Here is a 2,790-nt window from a genome sequence, read left to right as displayed (position 1 = left end):
CACGACGAGCGAAAACACGACGAGCGAAAACACGACGAGCGAAAACACGACGAGCGAAAACACGTCGAGTGAGACCGCTCTATTGGGGACATCGGCAAATGAAGGATCAAGAAGAGAAGCTATTTCTCAAATAGTCGACAATAGCAGACGGAGTGTGAAGTCAGAGACCCAAAATTTGAAAGTAGTTCGAGATCCTACTTCTGATTTTACTTATGAGACGGATGTTAATATAAAGGGAATAAGGTGGATTGTTCAATTTAAGATAGGCGGTAAAGGGGGAAGACTTTGCGACCTCAATGACATTGCAAAAATAATGACTTTAGATGCAAATCATTCCCTCTTTTCAAGATATGTAAAGCATGCGAAAAACAGTAAGGAGTACAAGTCCGATCAAATATTATACGCCGTATATTCTATTTATAAAAATCAAGAGTTGATAAACTCTGTTGACCAACTCTTAAATGAAATCACCGAAACTATTAGATTTTTGGGGGAGTAAATGAGTACAGTATATGTATTTGGGGCAGGGGCTTCTTGCGCTGAAAGCGCTCCTTCAATCGCAAATTTTATGGGTAAAGCTTTTACATTGTTGAATCAGTCGGAAGATCCGGAAATTAAACAAACATGGAAGTTTTTACAGGATTATTTTGATAAAGACCCTAGATCTTACGATGAGGCAATTCGAGCCTATCCGCAGATTGATGAGATCGTTACGCTAATCGACTATGCGATAAATAACAATCTAAGTGTCAGCGCCACGCATAGTTCTCAAAGGTTTTACGAGCTACGAAGAGGGCTTATTAACTTTATCTCTCAAACAATTGCAGGTTCTATTAGCAGTGACGCAAAACCCCATAAGAATTTTATTGAAGAGATAAAAAAGAAAAGGGGAACTATTAATATAATTTCTCTTAATTACGACACTTTATTGGATGAGGCAATTATCAATAGTTACCCGAGTGGAGGAATCGATAAAATAGATTACGGATTCGAAGGAGGCGATAGAGATGAAAGCAGGAAATTTAAACTATTAAAATTGCATGGCTCTCTAAACTGGGCACATTGCCCTTTTTGCCAAAATATAAGGGTAGTTGATAAGCCTATTGCACATGAACTTTATAAGGAGATTGATGTTCCATGCAATGTTTGCAAAGGTCATTATGCGGAACCAGTTATGATTACTCCAACGTTATTGAAATCGTACAACATTCCAAAACTAAACAATGTCTGGTTAGCTGCGTCTGACGTTATATCGATGGCTCGAAAAATAGTTTTTGTTGGCTATTCTTTAGCATCAGCTGATTATCCCATAATTGACTTGATGAAAAGAGCAATTAGTCAAAAAAACCAGTTGAAAGAAATAATAATAATAGGGATTAAAAATGACATTGATCAAGTTTGCGAGAGGTACTATAAAATTTTTGGAGATCGTGTTCAAATTAAATCCGATTCTACTGGTTTTAGAGGGCAATCGTATTGGTGAATTTAGGGGGGGCTATAGAAAAACTACCTTTGCATTGATGGAAAAGTAATCTTAGAAAGTACACCCTTGTTTGACACTGAATCTGAGAAAAGGGTTGCAAGAGAAAGTTCTTTTGGAAAATCTGTTTTTATTGGTTGACACTGGAACCCCAACAACGAATGAATGGCAATATTATTTCTCATGACCGGGACGAATGACCGTCCAAACAGGACAACCCGCACGTTTGTTTATCGTGCCGGTGATGTAGGATATGTACCGTTTGTATTCGGGCATTAAATTCAGAATACAGACCAACAAAGTATGTGGTTTTTGGAGTTGTTTAAGAGCTACCGCTTTGCAGCTGTTAAGCTGAAACAATGGATGGCACTCACACCGCATCAACTTGTACAGGTGAGCCTAAAGGTGGCCTCGGGACAAGTGGTCGGTCGTAAAAGACGTTGGATTTTCGTACGATCCACCAAATAAATGAGAAAAGGCTCCTTTCCTATGAAAGGTGCCTTTTTTGCTTGTGCGCCCAGCATGGGCGCTGTCTCTAGGGTGCAAGTCCCGAATGGCGAAGGCAACAGTAGNCTCCGGTCTGAGGAACACGAACCTCATATGAGGCTAGCGATAGTTGGGTGAGCCTGCAAGACAAGGCAAAGCCCTTGTTGCCAAAGGCTATCGAGAGTAAATGAGGCAGATGGATGGAGGGAAAGACAGCGCTCTTACCTGGGGAGGCATGTCGGGCATGCCAATTGAATTGGTAACTCGCATCATGAGGTGCGACTGAACCGGCAGGAGTCAGCAGAGGTCATAGTACCTGCAAAGGAGACGTCCGTGTAGGGAAGGACCGAACATGATTGTGAAGGTTGATCTATGGCAAGTTCGAGAGAAGAACAACGACAGCCGAATATCCCGCGAGGGAGCTATCTTCGAGAGGAAGCGGTGAATCCGCAGGGGATCGAAGAAGTGCCGAGTTCTTCTCCGGCACAAACCACAGAGCTGACCCGCGAAGTGGATGCAAATCACCTTATGGAACAGGTCGTCGAGAGAAACAATCTATTGCAGGCTTTACACCGTGTGGAGAGAAACAAAGGCGTAGCCGGAGTGGATGGAATGGCGACAAAATCCCTTCGATCCTTTCTGCTCCACAACTGGTCGTGTCTTCGTGAGGAACTTCTCAACGCAACCTATAAACCGCTCCCTGTACGTCGAGTCGAAATCCCGAAACCAGACGGTGGGAAACGTTTATTAGGAATTCCGGCGGTGATAGACCGCTTGATCCAACAGGCACTTCTACAAGTGCTGACACCGATCTTTGACCCGAA

At 42.6% G+C, this 2,790-nt stretch carries 2 protein-coding genes and 1 pseudogene; all 3 read left to right on the top strand.

The window, feature by feature from the left end:
* The coding region (locus EL26_RS26350) for a hypothetical protein (RefSeq protein WP_238546179.1) at positions 1 to 499 on the top strand (499 nt) is incomplete at its 5' end.
* Positions 500 to 1,483, top strand: coding sequence for an SIR2 family protein (locus tag EL26_RS22940; protein WP_038094796.1), 984 nt, complete (start codon positions 500 to 502; stop codon positions 1,481 to 1,483).
* An 855-nt stretch (positions 1,484 to 2,338) separates the two neighbouring features.
* Positions 2,339 to 2,790: pseudogene (locus tag EL26_RS22935) on the top strand (group II intron reverse transcriptase/maturase); the annotation flags it as partial.

Origin of the sequence: Tumebacillus flagellatus, from assembly GCF_000714935.1 — a bacterium.
Taxonomy (GTDB): domain Bacteria; phylum Bacillota; class Bacilli; order Tumebacillales; family Tumebacillaceae; genus Tumebacillus; species Tumebacillus flagellatus.
The sequence above is the reverse complement of the archived record's forward strand: the minus strand, read 5'-3'. Positions and strand labels throughout refer to the sequence as shown.